The sequence below is a fragment of the Stenotrophomonas sp. AC248 genome (assembly GCF_979258185.1).
In genome coordinates this window covers 4,346,494-4,367,287 of sequence record NZ_OZ409840.1, presented here as the reverse complement: position 1 = coordinate 4,367,287, position 20,794 = coordinate 4,346,494, and the positions used below count along the sequence as shown (strand labels likewise).

The window sequence follows — 20,794 nt, the reverse complement described above, 5'->3', positions numbered from 1 at the left end:
TTGATCAAGGATGTATCGATGAACCCGCAAGTGGAAACAACCGAGATCCTGGTGATCGGTGCCGGCCCGGCTGGCTCGGTCGCGGCGGCGATGCTGCGCAGGCAGGGCCGCCAGGTGCTGATGATCGAGCGCCAGCAGTTCCCGCGCTTCTCCATCGGCGAGAGCCTGCTGCCGCAGAGCATGGAATACATCGAAGCGGCGGGGCTGCTGCAGGACGTCGTGCAGGCCGGGTTCCAGTACAAGAATGGCGCGGCGTTCGTGCGCGGCGAAGCGAGCACCGAGTTCGACTTCCGCGACAAGTTCTCGCCCGGTTGGGGCACCACCTACCAGGTGCAGCGCGCCGACTTCGACAACGTCCTGGCGCGCGGTGCCGAGCGCATGGGCACCACGCTGCGTTTCGGCGATGAAGTGCTGTCGGTGCAGCCGGGCCGCCCGGCGCGGGTGCAGGTGCGCCGCCCCGACGGCAGCGAGTACACCATCGAAGCCGGCTTCATCCTCGACGCCAGCGGCTTCGCGCGGTTGTTGCCGCGTCTGTTGAACCTCGAATCGCCGTCGAACTTCCCCGTGCGCGGCGCGATCTTCTGCCACGTGCGCGACCATATCCCGGCCGACGCGGGCTTTGACCGCAACAAGATCCTGATCACCACCCATCCCGAGCACGTGGACGTGTGGTACTGGACCATCCCGTTCTCCAACGGCTGCTGTTCGCTGGGCGTGGTCGCCGAGCCCAGCTTCTTCGAGAAGTATCCGGGCAGCGACGAGGACAAGCTGCGCGCCATCGTCGGTGAAGACCCCAACCTGACCCGCCTGCTCGCCAACGCCGAATGGGCCGTGCTGCCGGTGCGCACCATCACCGGGTACTCGGCCAACGTGTCCTCGCTGTGGGGCGAAGGCTACGCGCTGCTCGGCAACGCCGGCGAGTTCCTCGACCCGGTGTTCTCCTCGGGCGTCACCATCGCCTTCAAATCCGCGGAGCTGGCCAGTGCGTGCATCGCCCGCGAATACGACGGGCAGACGGTGGACTGGGAAAAGGACTTCTCCATTCCGCTGCGCGCCGGAGTCAAGACCTTCCGCCGCTTCGTCGAAGCCTGGTACGCCGGTGGCTTCCAGAAAATCATCTATCACCCCGACCCGCAGCCCGACGTGCGCCGCATGATCTCCTCGATCCTGGCCGGCTACGCCTGGGACACCCACAACCCGTACGTGGCCGATGACAGCGGCCGCCGCCTGCGGGTGCTGGAGGAACTGTGCAGCGGCTGATCGTCCTGTTGCTCGTCTGCGTGCTGCTGGCGTCCTGCGCCAGCACCCGCATGCCCGCGCCGCTGGTGCAGCTGCCCACCCTGCAGCTGGCGCCGTCGGCCCTGCCGCAGCCGTTGCAGCTGCAGCAGCGCCTGCAGTTCCGCTTCGGCACCCACGAACGCGAGCTGGATGCGTTGCTGGAAGCCGACGGCAGCCAGGTGCGGCTGGCGGTGCAGGCCATGGGCCAGACCGGCGTGCGCATGGTCTGGGACGGCACCACGCTGGAACAGACCCGCGCGCCGTGGCTGCCGCCGCAGGTGCGCGGCGAGCGCGTGCTGGACGACCTGCAGTTCGCGCTGTGGCCGGCCGCGGCCATCCGCGCCGCCCTGCCGGCGGGCTGGACGCTGGTCGAGGCCGGCCGCGAGCGCCGCCTGGAGCAGGCCGGCAAGGCGTGGCTGCTGCTGGAGCCGCTGCCCGATGGCCGCGTGCGCCTGCGCAACCTGGCCGAGGGCTATGAACTGGTGATTGAATCGTTGGACATGGAACAGGCACCGCCGTGAGCAGTAGCAGCAGCGCGATCTATCTGAATGAACTGGGCGTGGTCTGCGCGCTCGGCGGCGACCGCGCGCAGGTGCGCGCCGGCCTGTTCGCCGACCAGCCCGGCGGGTTGCGCGACAACGACCAGCTGATCGCCGGTCGCACTCTCGCGTTGGGCGAGGTGACCACCCCGCTGCCGGACCTGTCCGCGCTGCCGGTGGCGTTGCGCGGGCGCAACAACGCCCTGCTCGAAGCGGCCCTGATGCAGATCCGCCCCGCCGTGGACGCGGCGATCGCGCGCCATGGCGCCGATCGGGTGGCGGTCATCATCGGCACCAGTACCTCGGGCATCGGCGAATCGGAGAACGCGCTGCGCTGCCACCGCGACACCGGCCAGTGGCCGCCCGGCTTCGATTACGCACAGCAGGAAATGGGCACGTCGGCGCGGTTCGTGCGCGAGCGCATCGGCAGCACCGGGCCGGCCTGGACCATCTCCACCGCCTGCTCGTCCAGCGCCAAGGCGCTGATGGCCGCCGCGCGCCTGCTGCGCGCCGGGGTGGCGGACGCGGTGGTGGCCGGCGGCGCCGATTCGATGTGCCGGTTCACCGTGGCCGGCTTCAGCGCGCTGGAGTCGGTCTCGGCGGCGCGCTGCAACCCGTTCTCGGCCAACCGCAACGGCATCAACATCGGCGAGGGCGCCGCGCTGTTCCTGATGACCACCGCGCCCGGCCCGGTGTGCCTGGCCGGGTGGGGCGAGTCGTCCGATGCGCACCACATGTCCGCGCCGGACCCGCAGGCACGCGGCGCGATCGATGCCATGCAGCAGGCGCTGGACCGAGCCGGCTGGGCGCCGTCGCAGGTGGACTACGTGAACCTGCATGGCACCGCCACCGGGCACAACGACGCGATGGAAAGCCAGGCCGTGGCGGCCGTGCTGGGCACCACGGTGCCGGCCAGCTCGACCAAGCCGCTGACCGGGCACACCCTGGGCGCGTCCGGGGCGATCGAGGCCGCGCTGTGCTGGATGGTGCTGGCCGACAACCCGTGCCAGCAGCTGCCCACCCACTGGTGGGACGGGCAGGGCGACCCTGCGTTGCCGGCGCTGGCGCTGGTGGAACCGGGCACCCTCGCCGCACACCCGCCGCAGCATGTGCTGAGCCACTCGTTCGCCTTCGGCGGCAGCAATGCCGTCCTGGCCCTGGCGAAGGGATGAACATGCAGCTGCCGCTGAACATCGAGGAGGTGCTGCCCCACCGCGACAGCATGCGCCTGATCGACCGCCTGCTGGACTGGCAGCCGGAGTCGATCGTGGTCGAGGTGGATGTGCCGCACCACGGCCCGTTCAACCATGCCGACGGCGTCCCGGCGTGGGTGGGCGTGGAATACATGGCCCAGGCGATCGCCGCGTGGGCAGGCTGCAAGGCACGCCAGGCCGGGCGCGAACCCTCGATCGGGTTCCTGCTGGGCACCCGCCGCTACACCGCGCACCAGCCGTACTTCGCCGCCGGCAGCTGCCTGCGGGTAGAGGCACAGTGCGAGCTGATGGGCGAAAATGGGCTGGGCATGTTCGCCTGCCGGATCCTGGCAGGCGCTACCGAATTGGCGGTCGCCAACGTATCGGTGTTTGAACCACGCGATGCGATGGCTTATCTGGAGAGTGGAGAGGCATGACAGGGAATCTCACAGTGCTGGTGACCGGCGCCAGTCGGGGCATCGGCCGCGCCATCGCGCTGCGCATCGCGCGCGACGGCTTCGACGTGGTGGTGCATTGCCGCAGCCGCATCGAGGAAGCACAGGACGTGGTGGCCCAGATCCAGGCCCTGGGCCGGCAGGCCCGCGTGCTGATGTTCGACGTGGCCGACCGCGACGCCGCGCGTACCGCGCTGGAGGCCGACGTGGAAGCGCACGGCGCTTATTACGGGGTGGTCTGCAACGCCGGCATCGCCCGTGACGGCGCGTTCCCGGCGATGCCCGCCGAAGACTGGGACGCGGTGGTGCACACCAACCTGGACAGCTTCTACAACGTGCTGCATCCGCTGGTGATGCCGATGGTGCGGCGGCGCAAGCCGGGCCGCATCGTCACCCTGTCCTCGGTGTCGGGGCTGGTCGGCAACCGCGGGCAGACCAACTACAGCGCGGCCAAGGCCGGCATCATCGGCGCCACCAAGGCGCTGGCGCTGGAACTGGCCAGCCGCGCGATCACCGTCAACTGCGTGGCCCCGGGCCTGATCGAGACCGACATGATCAACCAGGAAGTGCTGGACCACGCCCTCAAACTGATTCCCGCCGGGCGCATGGGCCAGCCGGACGAGGTCGCCCATGCGGTGTCCTTCCTGCTGTCCGAATCGGCCGGTTACATCACCCGCCAGGTGATCTCGGTCAATGGAGGCATGGTCTGATGAGCCGAACCGAACGTCGCGTGGTGGTCACCGGTGCCGCCGCGCTCAGCCCGCTGGGCCACGACTGGCCGAGCATCCGCGAGCGCCTGCATGCGCGTGTCAACGCGGTGCGCTACATCCCCGAGTGGGAAGTGTTCGACGGCCTCAACACGCGCCTGGCCGCGCCCGTGCAGGACTACGACCTGCCGGCCCACTACAACCGCAAGACCACCCGCAGCATGGGCAAGGTGGCGGTGATGTCGGTGCGCGCCACCGAACTGGCGCTGGAGTCGGCCGGCCTGCTTGGCCACCCGGTGCTGCGCAGTGGCATGGCCGGCGTGGCCTATGGCTCCTCGTCGGGCAGCCACGAGGCCACCGCTGAATTTGGCCGCATGCTGCACGAACACACCACCGACGGCATCAGCGCCACCACCTACCTGAAAATGATGAGCCACACCTCGCCGGTCAACATCGGGGTGTTCTTCGGGTTGTCCGGCCGCGTGTACACCACGTCCAGCGCCTGTACGTCGGGCAGCCAGGGCGTGGGCGCCGGTTACGAGGCGATCCGCGGCGGCAAGCAGCTGGTGATGGTCACCGGCGGTGCCGAGCAGCTGGATGCCACGGCCGCGGCGGTGTTCGATACGTTGTTTGCCACCAGCGTGCGCAACGACGCGCCGCAGACCACGCCGAGCCCGTTCGACGCGCACCGCGACGGCCTGGTGCTGGGCGAGGGCGCCGGCACGCTGATCCTGGAAGAGCTGGAGCACGCGCAGGCGCGCGGCGCCACGATCCTGGCCGAAGTGGTTGGCTACGGCACCAACAGCGACGGCCAGCACGTCACCCAGCCCACCGCCGACACCATGGCTCAGGCCATGCGGCTGGCGCTGGAAGACGCGGGCCTGGAACCGGCGCAGATCGGGTACGTCAACGCACACGGCACCGCCACCGAGCATGGCGACATCGCCGAGACCCAGGCCACCGCGCAGGTATTCGGCCCGGGCATGCCGATCAGTTCGCTGAAGAGCTACGTGGGCCACATGCTAGGCGCCTGCGGTGCGTTCGAGGCCTGGATGACCATCGAGATGATGCGCGAGGGCTGGTTCGCGCCCACGTTGAATCTGCACGAGGTGGACCCGCGCTGCGGCGCGCTGGACTACATCCAGGGCGAAGGCCGCGCGCTGCAGCCGGAGTACGTGATGAGCAACAACTTCGCCTTCGGCGGCATCAACACCTCGTTGATCTTCCGCCGCTGGCAGGCCTGATCCATCCGACCCGGGTCCGGGTCGGTCGTTTTCCGCACCACCCCGCGTCCTACCAACAAGGAGAAAGTTGAATGCGTCGTTTTGCCCTGATTGCCGCCACCGCGCTGCTTGCCGTCGCCAGCACCGCCCAGGCCCGTGACACCCGTGTTGAACAATCGCTGCGTGAGCTGGTGAACTCGCAGGCCGCCCGCGATGCCGGCATCGACGGCAGCGTGCGTTTCTACCTGGCCGGCGAGAAGGTCAACGTGCAGCAGCGCCTGGGCGAAGACGTGACCAACAAGAAGACCAACGCGGCCAACAAGAGCGACGAGGAAGCCTGCCGCTGGGTCGCCCTGTCGGCGCTGCGCGCGCTGCAGGACGGCGCCAAGTCGCGCAACGCCAACGCGGTGGTGGACATCGTGAGCTACTACAAGAAGAACGAGTTCAAGAGCACCACCAACTACGAGTGCTACGCCGGCACCCTCATGGCCGGCGTCGCCCTCAAGGGCACCTACGCCAAGGTCAAGTAAGACCGCCGCCAGCCACCGCTCCGTTGGGGCGGTGGCTGGGCGTTGTTTCACGACCGACGGCAACAGCCACAGCCACAGCCACAGCCAAAGCGATTTCTCGACTGTGCCGGGGAGGGCAGGCCTGTGTGGGTTGCCGGGGCACGCCGTAAATCCATCCATGGAGGCTCGGTGTTGCCATCCATGGCAACACACGGCCCCGGCAACCCACACAGGCCTGCCCTTGGACAGTGTGTCGGTTCGCATGGAAAAGCGAAGTCACCGGCAAAGGCTAAGGCTCAGACCAAGGCGCCACCTGACCCAAGGCCGCGCGGCCTGCTGGTATTGCCGAGCCACGCTCGGCAGCTCTTCCTCCCACCCCAAGAAAACCGGTGCTCTGCTCCGGCTCCGGCCGTGGCTGTTGCCCTGCTCTCCAAAACGCACCAGCCAATTCTGAAAGCGTTGGGGAGGGTGGGTATCCGGGGCCCTGAGCCGCATGGATGCGGCGACGGAGCTTACATGGACGTACTTGCAGCGTGCCCCGGATACCCACCCTCCCCAGCGCTCCCCCAGAAAGGCAGCGCCGCTTTTGATCCAGTTTTTGCTCCAGCTTTTGCTCCTGCTTCAAGCTCTGGCTTCAAAAAAACCGGCCAAACCCACCTGAACAACCCCGCGACATTGATGAACCTGAATCTGCCGCGCGCCATCAAAGCGTCACTTAAGCCCGCTCCCGGCTTTCCCCCTTGCCTGCTTTACTCCACAATCATCGTATCTACTGCCAGGGCCAAGCCCCGCGGGCAATGCAAGCCTACGTCTACAAAAGCCAACGCAAGCAGGACACTTACGTCTACCTCGCCGTCCGTGATGACTTCAACGCCGTACCTGACGCGTTGAAGGCCAGCCTGGCGCCGTTCGCATTCGTCCTTGAAGTCGCCCTGACCCCCGACCGTCGCCTCGCCCTGGCCGACGTTGCGCAAGTGCGCGCCAACCTCGCCGAACGCGGCTTCCACCTGCAGATGCCCCCGCCGCTGGTCGCCCCCGTGCGCGTACCGCGCCGCGATGACTGACGCCCTGCGCAACCGCGCCACCGCCATCGCCTTGGCCGCCGGCGTCCTCCTGGCCCTCGCCGCCGCACTCGGCGGCGTACCGGCCGCGCTCGGCGGCGTACCGGCCGCGCTCGGCGTCGCCCTCGCACAGCCCGCGTTCGCCCTCGGCATCTCCTGGTGGCGGCGCACCCGCCCCGTGCATCCGCCTGCGCAGCTCCTGCGCCAGGAACTGCCCGCATTGCTCGCCCCCTGGGTGGCCGGCCCGGTGCTGCTTGCCGCCCTGGTCGCCTGGCCGCTGGGCGCACTGCATGACAGTGGCAGCCTCGCCGCCGTCCTCGGCCTCAGCGTCGCCGTCAGCGCCGCCCTGCTCGGCGTCTGGCGCACCTGGCCGCTGTGGAATGAAATCGAACGCACCGATGGCAGCCTCACCGACCACTGGCAGGCCCTGTCCGGCCGCGACCTGAGCGCCTGGCGTGGCTTGGCCGTCGCCGCCCTGGTCGTCGTGGTCTGCGCCCTGGTGGTGCTGCCCGCCTGGCCGGGCCTGGTCGCCGATGCGCTGCGCTGGCCGCTGACCCTCGCCATCGTCGTCCTCTCACCGCTGGCGCACCTGCTCCTGCAGGCCATCACCCCCGCCGCACCGCTGGCGGCGCGTGGCCATGCCAACCTTGATGGCGACGCGGCCGCTGCCTTCACCGCGCACGCCGCCGAACCGCAGCCGCTGGAGCCGCTGGAGCCGCTGGGCACGCACGAACACCTGCCCGCCCTGTACGACGCCGCCCGCAGCGGCCGCGTCGACCGCGCCCTGCAGCTGCTCGCCGCCGGTGCCGACCCGCACGGCCTGCCGGATCCGGCCTGGCGCGACCAGCGCAACCTGCCCGTGCTGGCCGCCGTGCTGCCCGACCTGCGCCTGCTGCGCGAACTGATCGCACGCGGCGTCGACGTCAACGCCCCGCACCGCGGCATGACCCCCTTGCTCGCCGCCACCCGCGACAGCTGGCACGGCCGCCCCGAAGCCGTCATGACCCTGCTGGCCAACGGCGCCGACTCGCGCGCCGTCGACAGCGATGGCAACACCCCGTTGCACCACGCCGCACGAAGCTCCGACCCGGGCGTGGCCGCACTGTTGCGCGATGCCGCCGCCGAAGTGGATGCGCTCAACAACGACAGCTGGTCGCCGCTGGCCGTGGCCTGCCAGGTCGGCAACTGGCGCCTGGCGCGGTTCCTGCTCGAGCGCGGCGCCAAGACCGAACCCGCCGATGGCACGCCGGTCCTGCTGGCCGCCGCCGGCACCGAAGAAGACGATCCGGCCGGCGTGCAGCTGCTGCTCAAGCACAAGGCCCGCGCCGACGCACGCGACCGCCAGCGCCGCAGCGCCCTGCACGAAGCCGCCCTGGCCGGCCATGTCGACATCATCGACGTCCTGCTGGCCGCCGGCGCCAACCTGGAATCGCGCGATGCCCTGTCGCGCACGCCGTGGCTGGAAGCTGCCCGCGGCGGCCGTGCCGCCGTGATCGAACACCTGCTGCCGCACAAGCCCGACCTGGGCGCGGTCGACCTGGAAGGGCGCAATGCGGTGCTGCTGGCCTGCATGGCCGACAGCGTGTCGCCGCTGCTGGTGCGGCGCCTGCTGGAGCTGGGCATCGCCGCCGACATTCCCGATCCGCAGGGCCGCCGCGCCGTCGACATTGCCGCCAGCGCCGGTCGCTGGACCATCGTCTCGCTGCTCGATCGCAGCTACCCGCTGCCGGCCTCGGTCACCGACGGCCTGACCGCCGCCGAGGGCGATGCCGCCCTGGCCACGTCGACGCTGCCGGACCGCCCGCCGCTGGACCTGCTGCGCGAAGCGCTGGGGTTCGGCAATTTCGAGGGCATGGTCGCGCTGGCCCGCCTATGCGATCCGCAGGAACTGGGCGGCCTGTTGCACGACGCCGAACTGGCGCTGGACCCGCAGGCCGTGGACTGGCTGCTGGCACATGGCGCCGCGCCGGAAGTGCTGGACGCCTGCGGCGATACGCCGATGTTCGCCCTGCTCGCGCGCGGCATCGATGCGGTGCCGGCCCTGCAGGTGCTGCTGCGGCGTGGCCTGTCCCCGGCTGGTCGCGGTGGCCTGGCGCGCCTGCTCAGTGCCTGCGCCCAGCACGACCACGCCTCGCGGGGCCTGGAACAGCTGGCCCTGGAACTGCTGGAGCGCGGTGCCGATCCGTTTGCCCCGTCCCCCGCGGGCGATCCGCCGCTGTCCCTGGCCGTGCGGCTGGGCTGGCTGCGGCTGCAACACGCGCTGCTGGTGCTGGGCGTGGACCGTGAGGCCCGCGACAGCCACGGTATGACCGCCCTGCACCTGGCCACGGCGCTGGCCCGCGAAGGCTCGCTGAAGCTGCTGGTGCAGCAGGGCGCCTCGCCGGAAGCACGTGCTGCCGACGGCCAGACGCCGCTGGGCGTGGCGCTGTCGATCGGCCGCCGCGACCTGGCCGACTGGCTGGATTGGCGGGTGTGGCCCCTGCCGCGCCGTGTCTTGCGTGATGCCGACCTGCCGGCCGCCGCCATGTCTGGCGACGCCGATGCGGTGCGCCGCCTGATCGACCTGGGATTTGCGGTGGACGTGGTGGACGCCCAGGGCTGTACCGCGCTGCTGCGCGCAGCCGGCGGCGGTCATCTGGCCGTGGTCGACCTGTTGTTGGCGCGCGGTGCCAACCCGCAGCACGCGGCGGCCAGCGGCGCCACGCCGTTGTCGGCGGCGGTCAGCATGCGCCAGATCGACATCGTGTCGGCGCTGCTCGACGCCGGCGCCGAACTCGAATATCGCCTGCCGGGCGGTGTCACCGTGCTGATGCTGGCCTCTGCGCTGGGCCTGCCCGACATCGTTGCGCGCCTGCTCACCGCCGGCGCCAACGTGCATGCCGGTGACGCGCAGCAGCTGGGCCCGCTGCATTGCGCGGCGTTGTATGGGTTCAGTGCGCGCGACCGCTCGCGCCTGCTCGCCCTGCTCGACACCCTGCTGCTGGCCGGCGCCGAGCCGGACCAGGCCGCCGCGGGCTCGGTAACGCCGCTGCTGCTGCTGCTGGGCGCGCGCGCCGAACCGGGTACCGCCTGCGACGAACAGGTGGTGCTGGCGGCGGTGGAGCGCCTGCTCGACGAGGACGTGTCGCTGGACGTACGCGACCCGCGCGGATTCGGTCCGCTGCACCTGGCAGCCCTGCACGGCCTGCCGTTGCTGGTACAGCGCCTGATGCGTGCCGGCGCCGACCCGGACGTGCGCGACGCGCTCAACCGCAACCCGCGCGAAATCGCGGTCATGCGCGGCTTCATCGACGTGGCCGGCGAATTCGCACCACGCGTCCCCGGCGTGTCCTCGATGGCGCGGTTCCTGCGCGACAACGGCTGACCCCGCACCACCACGATCGTGGCCCACCACGCTCGTAGAGCCGACCGTTGGTCGGCTGCCGTCAGCGCCAGGCAACGCCCAGCAGCGCTGCGCGCGGGTGCCGGGCAGAGCCCGGCACTACGGGACGCTGCACGCTCGTAGAGCCGACCGTTGGTCGGCTGCCGTCAACGCCAGGCGATGCCCGGCATCGCTGCACGCGGTTGCCGGGCAGAGCCCGGCCCCACGGGGCGGTGCACGCTCGTAGAGCCGACCGTTGGTCGGCTGCCGTCAACGTCAGGCGACGCCCGGCAGTTCTGCACGCGGTTGCCGGGCAGAGCCCGGCACTACGGGGTAGGTGTAACTTCAACCTCGCCGGTCGGACGCATCCGTCTTCGCGTCGCGCTCCGCATCCGCCTCGAACAGATGCATAAGATCCGCCCGCGCATCACGCGAGGTCTGGATCACCGCCGCCTCGTCGTCGTAGACCAGGTACTGGTCGCGCAGCAGTTTCTCGTCGTGCTCGCGGAAGCGCTGCACATGGCTGCGCGCGGTATCGGCCGGGATGCCCAGCGCGATCAGCATGCGCTCGCTCAACTCCAGGCTGGTGCCGAACACTTCGCGGAACGGCTCGGCCGACATGTCCATCAAGCGCCACGCATGCTGGCGATTGCGTGCACGCACCAGCACCACCGCATCGGGGTACATGCGCCGGATCAGCCGCGTGGCGCGCATGTTGGCGTCCGGGTCGTCCAGCGTCACCACATACACGCGGATGTGCTCGCCACCGGCGGCGCGCAGCATCTCCGGCCGGGTCGGGTCGCCGTAGTACAGCTTGTTGCCGAACCGGCGCAGGTCCGACACCGTGTCCGGGTTCGACTCCAGCGCCACGAACGGAATCTTCTGGGCGGTCAGCAGGCGCGCCACCACCTGGCCGAAGCGGCCCATGCCGGCGATCATCACCTGCGGCTGGGTGCCGCCGGTGTCCACCTTGTCGGCCGGTGGCGCAGTGCCCTTGGGTGCGTCCTCGCGGCCCAGCAGCCGCAGCAGCGCGATCATCAACAGCGGGGTGATCGCCATCGACAGGCCCACGATCGCCACCAGCCGGTCGTGGTTGGCGCTGCCCAGCAGGTGCGCGCGCTGCGCCTCGTTGAACACCACGAAGGCGAACTCACCGCCCAGCCACAGCACGCTGCCCAGCATCACCGCGTGCCGGGTGCGCAGCTTGGCCAGCTTGCCGATGCCGAACAGCAGGCCGAACTTCACCACCAGCAGGATCGCCACGCCCGCGGCGATCATCGCCGGCTCGGCGACGATGCGGTCCAGGTCGATGCCCATGCCCACCGCAATGAAGAACAGCCCCAGCAGCAGCCCCTTGAACGGTTCGATCTGCGATTCCAGCTCGTGGCGGAATTCCGAATCGGACAGCAGCACGCCGGCCAGGAACGCGCCCAGGCTCGGGCTCAACCCGGCCTCCTGCATGAACCACGCCGTGCCCAGCACCACCAGCAGCGCCATCGCGGTGAATACTTCCGGGCTGCGCGTGCGCGCGATGATGTTGAACAGCCGGCGCAGCACCGGTCGCCCGCACAGGATCACCACCGCCAGCGCGCCCAGCGCTACGGCCACGTCGTTCCATTGCAGGGTTTCGTTCTTGGCCCCGCCCAGCAGCGGAATCGCCGCCAGCAGGGGAATGGCGATCAGGTCCTGGAACAGCAGGATGGCAAAGCCCAGCCGGCCGTAATCGCTGTTGATCGCCTTGTGCTCGGACAGCAGCTGCAGGCCCACTGCGGTGGACGACAGCGCCAGCGCGATGCCCACGATCAGCGCGCTCTTCCACTGGAAGTGGTCGAGCAGCAGCAGGCTGCCCAGCACCAGTGCGCTCAGCGCCACCTGCAGTGCCCCAGCGCCGAACACCGAGCGCCGCATCACTTTCAGGCGGGCCGGGGACAGCTCCAGCCCGATCACGAACAGCAGCATCACCACGCCGATTTCGGCCGCGCCCAGGATGCGGTCGGCATCCTGCACGAAACCCAGCCCATCCGGGCCCAGCACCACGCCGGCAGCCAGGTAGCCCAGCACCGCGCCGAAGCCCAGCTTCTTGAACACCGGCACGGCGATCACCGCCGCCAGCAGCAGCACCAGGGCCAGCTCAAGCGCGCCGCTATGCATGGAAGGACCTGCTCATGGGATCGTCGCCGGGCAACATCGAGGGAAAGGGCATCACGGCCCACGGCCGCCGCCCATTATGCGACGCGTACGTTGGCCCAACGTCAATCGCAGCCCAACACGGCAGCGGTGCCCGGGTTGACCCGCCCGGCGCCCGGGTCCAGACTGCCCGCCGCTGCCGGCACGTCCGGCAGTACACCCTTGCGGAGTCCCCGAACCGATGTCCAGCGACAGTAGAAGTCGACCTTGCTCGACGCCAGTGATGGCCACCGCCTGACGAGGGACGGTTCGCCACTGCTGGCGTCGCGCATGGCGATCCCCACAGGCGAACCCGATGAACCAGAAAGACCTGCTGCGCCCGGTGGCCGATGCCGCCGCCCTGAGCGCACCCCTGGCCAGCTTCAACACCGCCGATGCGGTGGAGTTCCTCAATACCCTGGAGCTGTCGCGCGCCGCCGACACCCTGGCCGCCTTGCCGTTGCCGCGCGCGGTGAAGATGCTCGAACAGCCCGAGCTCAACCGCAGTGGCGACCTGGTTGCGCTGCTGCCGGTGGCCCGTGCCGCCGCGCTGCTGGGCCTGATGGCCGACGACCGCGCCACCGACATCGTCCATGAGCTGGACGACGACGACCGCGCGCGCCTGATCCCGCTGCTCAGCGCCGACGCGCGCCAGTCCATCCAGCAGCTGCTCAGCTACCCCGCGCACACCGCCGGTGCGCTGATGACCACCGAATTCGTCAGCGTGCCGGCCGACTGGACCGTCGGCCGCACCCTGCAGCACATCCGCGAAGTCGAGCGCACCCGCGAAACCGTCTACGCCATCTACGTGCTCGACCCGCACACCCGCACCCTGGTGCAGGTGGTGACCATGCGCCGCCTGATCACCGGCCTGCCCGACGAGCCCATCCTCGACGTGGCCCAGACCAACCCGCCGGTCACCGTCGATGCCATGCTCGACCAGGAAGAAGTGGCCCAGCTGATCCGCCGCCACGACCTGCTCGCCATCCCCGTGGTGGACCCGGCCCAGCACGTGCTCGGCATCGTCACCGTGGACGACATCCTGGATGCCCTCATCGAGGAATCCACCGAGGATGCGCACAAGTTCGGCGGCATGGAAGCGCTGGAAAAGCCGTACATGCAGATCGGCTTCTTCGGCATGATCCGCAAGCGCGCCGGCTGGCTGAGCGTGCTGTTCCTGGGCGAAATGCTCACCGCCAGCGCCATGCAGCACTACGAGGACGAGCTGGCCCGCGCGGTCGTGCTCACCCTGTTCATTCCGCTGATCATGAGCTCGGGCGGCAACTCCGGCTCCCAGGCCACCTCCCTGCTGATCCGCAGCCTGGCCCTGCGCGAACTGCGCCTGCGCGACTGGTGGAAAGTGGCGCTGCGCGAAATTCCCACCGGCCTCACCCTTGGCGCCATCCTGGGCGTGCTGGCGATGATCCGCATCGTCTCCTGGCAGCTGCTCGGCCTGCACGATTACGGCCAGCACTGGCAGCTGCTCGCCCTCACCATCGGCGCGGCGCTGGTGGGCATCGTCACCTTCGGCTCGCTGTCCGGCTCGATGCTGCCCTTCATCCTCAAACGCCTCGGCTTCGACCCCGCCAGCGCATCGGCGCCATTCGTCGCCACGCTCGTCGACGTCACCGGCCTGGTCATCTATTTCAGCATCGCCGCGATGATCCTGCGCGGCACGTTGTTGTAGCCGGACGCGGTGAGAGGCAGCCACGCATGGCGTGGCTCTACCGGGGAGGGGACGTCGGCCGTTACGCTTCGAATGCCGCCGTCCATACAGACCCGTCCAAGCTGGCGCCGCCATGCCATGCCATGCCGGGACCGTGTACGGCATGGATGCCGTACACGAGCCCCCATGGACGGGTTCACGGCGTGTCCCGGCATGGCATGGCGGCGCCAGCCAACACGGGACAAGGAACAGCCGGTGACGCGCCGTTGATCTGCTTTGGCTTCTGATTCCGCGTCTGCGCCAGATCATCCCACCCACCACCGCACCCGTGTACCGTGTCATCCCATGTACCGGTGACTGATCGGCCCCATGAGCACCTACCACCTGCAATCCGTCTTCCGCCCGCAATCGGTTGCCGTCATCGGCGGCAGCCCGCGCGAACGCTCCGCCGGCCGCGCCGTCATGCGCAACCTGCGCAGCACCGGCTTCCCCGGCAAGGTGGCCTGGATCAACCCCCGCTACAGCGACATCGACGGCATCCGCACCGTCAAACGCCTCAAGGACCTCGACTGGGTTCCCGAACTGGTCGTCATCACCGCGCCGGCCAGCATCGTGCCCCAGGTCGTGGCCACCGCCGCCGAACGCGGCGTGGCCGCCGCCATCATCCTCACCGCCAACCTCGGCCAGGGCCCCGGGTCGCTGGCCGAGCAGGTGGAAACCGCCGCCCGCGCCAAGGGCCTGCGCATCCTCGGCCCGCACTGCCTGGGCGTCATCGCCCCGCACGCGCGTTTGAATGCCAGCATCGCCGCCCACTTCCCGCAGGCCGGCGACCTTGCGCTGATCTCCGAATCCAGCGCCATCGCCGCCGCCCTGGTCGAATGGGGCGTGGCGCGCTCGGTCGGCTTCTCCGCGGTCGTCTCGCTCGGCGACACCCTCGACGTTGACTTCGGTGACCTGCTCGACTACTTCGCCACCGACTACCGCACCCGCGCCATCCTGCTCTACGTCGAACACATCGGCGATGCGCGCAAGTTCATGTCGGCCGCGCGGGCCGCCGCGCGCGCCAAGCCGGTGGTGGTGGTCAAATCCGGCCGCCACATCCGCATCAACCCCGATGCCGACACCCACGTGCAGGCGCTGGCCAGCGCCGACGCCGTGTACGGCGCGGCCTTCAACCGCGCCGGCCTGCTGCGCGTGGGGGCACTGGACGAACTGTTCACCGCCGCCGAAACGCTCGGCCGCCTCGGTACCTTCCCGGGCCGTCGGCTGGCCATCCTGAGCAACGGCGGCGGGGTAGGGCGCCTGGCCGTGGACCAGCTGCTGGCGCTGCGCGGCAGCCTGGCCGAGCTGTCGCCGGCCACCGTGGCGCAGCTGGACAGCGTGCTGCCGCAGGGCTGGTCGCGCAGCAACCCGGTCGACATCGTCGTCGATGCCGATGGCGAGCGCTATGCCGCCGCCATCGACGCGCTGATGTCCGACAGCGAAAACGATGCGGTGCTGGTGGTCAACGTGCCCACCGCGTTCACCTCCTCGGCCGACGCCGCCCAGGCCCTCACCCGCACGCTGGGCCTGCGCCCGCGCCACCACCGCGACAAACCCGTGTTCGCGGTCTGGCTGGGCAACGATGACCGGGCCACCGCCACGCTCAACGCCGCGCGCGTGCCCACCTATCCCACCGAAGCCGAGGCCGTGCGCGGCTTCCAGCACCTGGTGCGTTACCGCGACGCGCAGGCCGCGCTGATGGAAACCCCGCCCAGCCTGCCCGAAGATTTCGTGGTCGATACCACCACCGCACGCGCGCTGGTCGAGGCTGCGCTGGCGGCCGGCCAGCAGTGGCTGGACCCGATCGCCACCCACCAGCTGCTCACCGCCTATGGCATTCCGTCGGCGCCGGTGATGCAGGCACGCGACGCGCGCGAGGCCATGGAGCTGGCCCAGCCGCTGCTGGAGCAGGGCGCCACCGTAGCGGTGAAGGTGTTTTCCGCCGACATCCCGCACAAGTCCGATGTGGACGGCGTGCGCCTCAACCTCGGCTCGCTGCAGGCGGTGCATGCGGCGGCCACCTCGATCATCGCGCGCGCGCATGAGAAGCGCCCCGACGCCCGCATCGACGGCGTGCTGGTGCAGCCCACCATCGTGCGCCCCAAGGCGCGCGAGCTGATCGCCGGCATCGCCGACGACCCCACCTTCGGACCGGTGATCGTGTTCGGCCGCGGCGGTACCGCCGTCGAAGTGATCGACGACAAGGCGCTTGCGCTGCCGCCGCTGGACCTGCGCCTGTCGCACGAGCTGATCGGCCGCACCCGTGTCTCGCGCATCCTCAAGGCCTACCGCGACGTGCCGGCGGCCGACGAGCGCGCCGTAGCGCTGATCCTGGTCAAGCTGGCGCAGCTGGCCGCCGACATTCCCGAGATCCGCAGCCTGGACATCAACCCGCTGCTCGCCGACCGTGACGGGGTGATCGCGCTTGATGCACGCGTGGCCATCGCGCCCTCGCGCAAACTGCACAAGGGCCGCGGCCATCCGCGCTTTGCGGTGTTCCCGTATCCCAAGGAATGGGAACGCACCATTACCCTGTCCGACGGCGCGCCGGCCTTCGTGCGCCCGGTACGGCCGGAAGATGACGCGCTGTTCCGCGCGTTCTTCGCCCGCGTCACCGACGACGACCTGCGCCTGCGTTTCTTCCAGTCGGTGAAGCACTTCAGCCACGAATTCATCGCGCGCCTGACCCAGCTCGATTACGCCCGTTCGATCGCGCTGGTGGCCATCGACCCGCGCAGCGGCGACATGCTCGGCGCGGTGCGCCTACATGCCGACGCCGACTACGACCGCGGCGAGTACGGCATCCTGATCCGCTCGGACCTGAAAGGCCACGGCATCGGCTGGCGGCTGATGGCGATCATGATCGAGTACGCCAAGTGGCTGGGCCTGAACATTGTCGAAGGGCAGGTGCTGCGCGAGAACAGCACCATGCTGGCGATGTGCCAGAGCCTGGGCTTCAAGACCAGGCTGGACCCGGACGACTCCACGGTGATGGTGGTGACCCTGCCGGTGCAGGAGGTGCAGGTGCCGGACGTGCCAGATACCGCAACGCACTGAGCCGTCGGCGGCACGGACCGTGCACGTCGGCGCGGCGACAATAGGGGCATGACCGACCGCCTTCCCCTGCTGCTGCTCCCCGGCCTGCTCAACGACGCTGAACTCTGGCGCGCGCAGGTGGCCGACCTGTCCGACATCGCCGACTGCATCGTGGGCGACCAGACGCGGGGCGAGACGATGCAGGCCGTGGTCGACGATGTGCTGGCGCAGGCGCCCGAGCGTTTCGCGTTGGCGGGCTTCTCGCTCGGCGGCTTCGTCGCCCAGCAGATCCTGCGCACCGCGCCGGAGCGGGTGCTGCGGCTTGCGTTGATCGACACCTCGATCCACGCCGACTCGCCCGAGCGCGCCGCCCAGCGCCACTCGCAGCGTGCCAGCGTGCGCCTGCCCGGCACCTTCCACGGCTTTGGCGACACACTGATGCGCAGCTACATCGACGCCTCGCGGCTGGATGACTACGTGCTGGTGCAGCGCGTGCGCGACATGACCGCGCGGCTGGGCGCGGAGGTATTCCTGCGCCAGAGCGCGCTGGAACGCGGCGATGGCCACGACGTGCTGGCCGGCTACCGCGATCCGGTGTTGATCGTGTGCGGCGCCAACGACCGCATCACCCCGCTGGCGATCAGCGAGGAGATGCATGCGCTGGTCCCGGGCTCCACGCTGGTGGTGCTGCCCGATTGCGGGCACCTGGCACCGATGGAGAAACCGGACGAGGTGAGCGCGGCGATGCGCGCGTGGTTGCAGGCCTGATCCGGCACTGTCGCCGCGCCCGCTGCTCCCGGTAGGGTCGCATCCGGATCGACTGCCGTGAAACGCGCCACGTTCGGTGATGGCATGACCCGCATCGAGGCACGCGCTTCGGCCAGGGTCGTGCGTTCGCCGCGCCGATTCACATGGTCGGCGGTCGATAGGGATCCGACCCTACCGCCGGTTACATTCGGAAGACGGCCAGAAGGTGCGGATGACCAACACCGGGAAAGCGACCCCCGGTAGGGTCGCATCCGGATCGACTGCCGTGAAACGCGCCACGTTCGGTAATGGCATGACCCGCGTCGAAGCACGCGCTTCGGCCAGGGTCATGCGTTCGCCGCCCCGATTCACATGGTCGGCGGTCGATAGGGATCCGACCCTACCGCCGCGTACATTCGGAAGACGGTCAGAAGGTGCGGATGACCAACACCGGGAAAGCGACCCCGGTAGGGTCGCATCCCGATCGACTGCCGTGAAACGCGCCACGTTCGGTGATGGCATGACCCGCGTCGAAGCACGCGCTTCGGCCAGGGTCATGCGTTCGCTGCGCTGATGCACACGGTCGGCGGTCGATAGGGATCCGACCCTACCGCCGGGTACATCCGCCGGGCGACCAGCAGGCGCGGATCACCAACGCGAACACCGACCGTGCCGCCTCGTTCAATCCCAGGCCGGCGCAATCCCATCCGGGTTGGCCAGCCGCTGGCCGCGGTCCAGCGTGGCGATCTGGGCCATGTCCGCATCGCTCAGGCGCAGGTCGGCGGCGAGCAGGTTGCTGGCCAGGTTCTCGCGCTTGGTGGAGGAGGGGATCACCGCGAAGCCCTGCTGCAGCGCCCATGCCAGCGCGACCTGGGCCGGGGTGGCCTGGTGGCGTTCGGCGATCGCCTGGATCACCGGGTCCTTGAGCACTTCGCCGTAGGCCAGGCTCATGTAGGCGGTCACGTGGATGCCCTGTTCCTTCAGGAACGCGATCAGGGCGCGGTTCTGCAGGTAGGGGTGGACTTCGATCTGGTTGGTGGCGATGGCATCGGCGCCCAGGATCGCGATGGCCTGGCGGGTCAGGTCGATGGTGAAGTTGGAGATGCCGATCTGCCGGGTCAGGCCCAGCGACTTCGCTTCGGCCAACGCGCCCAGGTACTCGGCCATCGGCACCGCATCCTTGGGCGACGGCCAGTGGATCAAGGTGAGCTCGACATGGTCGGTGCGCAGCTTGCGCAGGCTCTCGCGCAGGCTGTCCAGCAGCGCGTCGTGGCTGAAGTTGGCGATCCACACCTTGGTGGTCAGGAACAGATCGTCGCGGGCCACGCCGGATTCGGCGATGGCCTGGCCAACCTCGGCCTCGTTGTCGTAGATCTGCGCGGTGTCGACGGCGCGGTAGCCCACGTCCAATGCGTTGCGGACCGAGTCGATGACGGTCTGGCCCTTCAGGCGGAACGTGCCGAGGCCGAATGCGGGAATGCTCATGGAAACTCCTTCATGGGGTGAGGTGCAGGCTACGCCGTGCACCGTAAAACGACGGTAGAGCCGACCATCAGTCGGCGGCTGTCACGGGTCCGCGACCGGAATCCCTCAATGCGCGCTCACGGCAATACCTTCGGCGCGGTCGGCCACGCCATCGCGGCGATCCAGGCGACCGCTCAACGCGGTCAGGCCGAAGGCACCCATCACCACCAGCGCACCCAGCCACGGGGTGTGCATCAGGCCGAAATGGTCCACCACCAGCCCGCCCAGCGAGGCACCGAGCGCGATGCCGACGTTGAACGCGGCGATGTTCAGGCCCGACGCCACGTCGGCGGCCTGCGGGGCAAAGCGCTGCGCCTGCTTGACCACGTACACCTGCAGCCCCGGCACGTTGCCGAACGCCACCGCGCCCAGGGCCAGCACCGTCAGCAGCACCAGCCAGGTGTTGTAGGCGGTGAAGGTCAGCACGAACAACACGGCCGCGAGCAAACCGAAGATCAGCTTCAGCGCCGGGATCGGGCCGCGACGGTCGGCCAGGCGGCCGCCCCACAGGTTGCCGATCGCCACCGACACGCCGTACACCAGCAGCACGCCGCTGACCGCATTGGCGGAAAAACCGGTGACGTCCTGCAGGATCGAGGCCAGGTAGGTGAACGACAGGAACGTGCCGCCGTAGCCCAGTGCGGTGATGGCATACACCAGCAGCAGGCGCGGCTGCGCCAGCACCGACAGCTGCTGGCCGAACGTGGCCGGTTCGCTGCGCTGCAGGTTGCGCGGCACGAACAGCAGGCTGCCGATCAGCGCGATCACGCCGAGCGCGGCCACCGCCAGGAAGGTGGCGCGCCAGCCCAGGTGCTGGCCGATGAAGGTACCCAGCGGCACGCCGGTAACCAGCGCCACCGTGAGCCCGGTGAACATGATCGCGATCGCGCTGGCGGCCTTCTCCTTGGGCACCACCGAGGTGGCGATGATCGACCCGATCGAGAAGAACACGCCGTGCGCCAGGCCGGTGAGCACCCGCGCCACGATCAGCGAGCCGTAGCCGGGCGCCATCCAGGCAATCACGTTGCCCAGCGTGAACAGCACCATCAAGGCCACCAGCAGGGTCTTGCGCGGCACCCGGCCGGTGAGCGCGGTGAGCACCGGTGCGCCGATCGCCACGCCCAGGGCGTACAGCGAGACCAGCAGGCCGGCCGAGGGCAGGGACACGCCCAGGTCGGCGGCGATGGTCGGGATCAACCCGACGATGACGAATTCGGTGGTGCCGATGGCATACGCACCGAGGGTGAGCGCCAGCAGGGCCAAGGGAATACCACGGGACATGACGGT

The 20,794-nt window shown here is 69.6% G+C and carries 15 protein-coding genes; 12 read left to right on the top strand and 3 right to left on the bottom strand.

Annotated elements, in window-relative coordinates; translation table 11 throughout:
• Nucleotides 1-18: 18 nt before the first annotated feature.
• From ACZ0AE_RS19565 to ACZ0AE_RS19525, 9 genes are all read left to right on the top strand, one after another.
• Nucleotides 19-1,260, top strand: coding sequence for an NAD(P)/FAD-dependent oxidoreductase (locus ACZ0AE_RS19565; protein WP_137190774.1), 1,242 nt, complete (start codon nt 19-21; stop codon nt 1,258-1,260).
• On the top strand, nt 1,248-1,799 hold the full coding sequence (locus ACZ0AE_RS19560; protein WP_038685543.1) for a DUF3261 domain-containing protein: 552 nt from the start codon (nt 1,248-1,250) through the stop codon (nt 1,797-1,799). Before ACZ0AE_RS19565 ends, ACZ0AE_RS19560 begins: the two co-directional genes overlap by 13 nt.
• The gene (locus ACZ0AE_RS19555) at nt 1,796-2,989 is read left to right on the top strand and encodes a beta-ketoacyl-[acyl-carrier-protein] synthase family protein (protein WP_463601948.1); all 1,194 of its coding nucleotides are present in this window, start codon (nt 1,796-1,798) and stop codon (nt 2,987-2,989) included. The genes ACZ0AE_RS19560 and ACZ0AE_RS19555 overlap by 4 nt, the downstream gene beginning before the upstream one ends.
• Entirely contained in the window at nt 2,986-3,447 is a 462-nt protein-coding gene (locus ACZ0AE_RS19550; RefSeq protein ID WP_181406238.1) for a hotdog family protein, read from the top strand. Before ACZ0AE_RS19555 ends, ACZ0AE_RS19550 begins: the two co-directional genes overlap by 4 nt.
• Complete coding sequence (gene fabG, locus ACZ0AE_RS19545; RefSeq protein ID WP_038685546.1) at nt 3,444-4,175, top strand: 3-oxoacyl-ACP reductase FabG; 732 nt, start codon at nt 3,444-3,446, stop codon at nt 4,173-4,175. The genes ACZ0AE_RS19550 and fabG overlap by 4 nt, the downstream gene beginning before the upstream one ends.
• Nucleotides 4,175-5,416, top strand: coding sequence for a beta-ketoacyl-ACP synthase (locus tag ACZ0AE_RS19540; RefSeq protein WP_038685548.1), 1,242 nt, complete (start codon nt 4,175-4,177; stop codon nt 5,414-5,416). Before fabG ends, ACZ0AE_RS19540 begins: the two co-directional genes overlap by 1 nt.
• Before the next feature lie 71 nt (nt 5,417-5,487).
• The gene (locus ACZ0AE_RS19535) at nt 5,488-5,925 is read left to right on the top strand and encodes a hypothetical protein (protein ID WP_038685550.1); all 438 of its coding nucleotides are present in this window, start codon (nt 5,488-5,490) and stop codon (nt 5,923-5,925) included.
• 776 nt (nt 5,926-6,701) lie between these two features.
• Nucleotides 6,702-6,968 carry a YcgL domain-containing protein gene (locus ACZ0AE_RS19530; RefSeq protein ID WP_038685557.1) on the top strand — a complete coding sequence of 89 codons (267 nt, stop codon included), beginning with the start codon at nt 6,702-6,704 and terminating at the stop codon, nt 6,966-6,968.
• Nucleotides 6,961-10,329: an ankyrin repeat domain-containing protein gene (locus ACZ0AE_RS19525; protein ID WP_463601947.1), complete on the top strand. Its 3,369-nt coding sequence runs from the start codon at nt 6,961-6,963 to the stop codon at nt 10,327-10,329. Before ACZ0AE_RS19530 ends, ACZ0AE_RS19525 begins: the two co-directional genes overlap by 8 nt.
• A gap of 342 nt (nt 10,330-10,671) precedes the next feature.
• Here ACZ0AE_RS19525 and ACZ0AE_RS19520 read toward each other — a convergent pair whose 3' ends face one another.
• Entirely contained in the window at nt 10,672-12,477 is a 1,806-nt protein-coding gene (locus tag ACZ0AE_RS19520) for a monovalent cation:proton antiporter-2 (CPA2) family protein (protein ID WP_038685560.1), read from the bottom strand.
• A 331-nt stretch (nt 12,478-12,808) separates the two neighbouring features.
• Between ACZ0AE_RS19520 and mgtE the strand changes: the two genes are divergently transcribed.
• The 3 genes from mgtE to ACZ0AE_RS19505 all read left to right on the top strand — a co-directional run bounded on the left by mgtE (nt 12,809) and on the right by ACZ0AE_RS19505 (nt 18,004).
• Nucleotides 12,809-14,179: a magnesium transporter gene (mgtE, locus tag ACZ0AE_RS19515; protein ID WP_447596068.1), complete on the top strand. Its 1,371-nt coding sequence runs from the start codon at nt 12,809-12,811 to the stop codon at nt 14,177-14,179.
• Between the two features lie 348 nt (nt 14,180-14,527).
• Nucleotides 14,528-17,257 (top strand): bifunctional acetate--CoA ligase family protein/GNAT family N-acetyltransferase, encoded by a 2,730-nt coding sequence (locus ACZ0AE_RS19510; RefSeq protein WP_141058887.1) that lies wholly within the window; start codon nt 14,528-14,530, stop codon nt 17,255-17,257.
• Between the two features lie 48 nt (nt 17,258-17,305).
• On the top strand, nt 17,306-18,004 hold the full coding sequence (locus ACZ0AE_RS19505) for an alpha/beta fold hydrolase (protein ID WP_463601946.1): 699 nt from the start codon (nt 17,306-17,308) through the stop codon (nt 18,002-18,004).
• A 660-nt stretch (nt 18,005-18,664) separates the two neighbouring features.
• On the opposite strand, the gene dkgB is transcribed toward ACZ0AE_RS19505, so the two are convergent.
• Both dkgB and ACZ0AE_RS19495 read right to left on the bottom strand, forming a co-directional pair.
• On the bottom strand, nt 18,665-19,468 hold the full coding sequence (gene dkgB / locus ACZ0AE_RS19500; RefSeq protein WP_463601945.1) for a 2,5-didehydrogluconate reductase DkgB: 804 nt from the start codon (nt 19,466-19,468) through the stop codon (nt 18,665-18,667).
• A 105-nt stretch (nt 19,469-19,573) separates the two neighbouring features.
• Nucleotides 19,574-20,788, bottom strand: coding sequence for an MFS transporter (locus tag ACZ0AE_RS19495; protein WP_038685570.1), 1,215 nt, complete (start codon nt 20,786-20,788; stop codon nt 19,574-19,576).
• Nucleotides 20,789-20,794 lie beyond the last annotated feature (6 nt).